The following is a 256-nucleotide window of genomic DNA, read 5'->3' as shown; positions in this document are numbered from 1 at the left end:
CCACCAGAGAACATTCCAAGCAGTTTTAACAGCCGCCAGACCGCTTCCGAATCAAAAGCCTATCGAACTGCTTACGTTCGAAACGCTATCTTCAAGCGAGTGGGAGAGGAATACGGCTGATAAACTCTTCAAACCTAATTACTTCGTTAACATCACAGACACAATGGATGCCAAACTCGCGGCGCTTCACCACTATGACGTAGAAATGAGGGATTACCCTCATCCCCGTTCATATGAAGGCGTTAAACATTTAGGA

Annotated in this window: 1 protein-coding gene; it reads left to right on the top strand. The window is 46.1% G+C overall.

Going from position 1 to position 256, the window contains the following annotated elements; genetic code table 11:
* Window positions 1-256: PIG-L deacetylase family protein (locus KVT31_RS30530; RefSeq protein WP_368858999.1), on the top strand; the 256-nt coding region annotated here is incomplete at both ends.

It is taken from the genome of Bacillus sp. GbtcB14, assembly GCF_019091205.1.
In the GTDB taxonomy this organism is placed as follows: Bacteria; Bacillota; Bacilli; order Bacillales; family Bacillaceae_G; genus Bacillus_A; species Bacillus_A cereus_AG.
The sequence above is the reverse complement of the archived record's forward strand: the minus strand, read 5'-3'. Positions and strand labels throughout refer to the sequence as shown.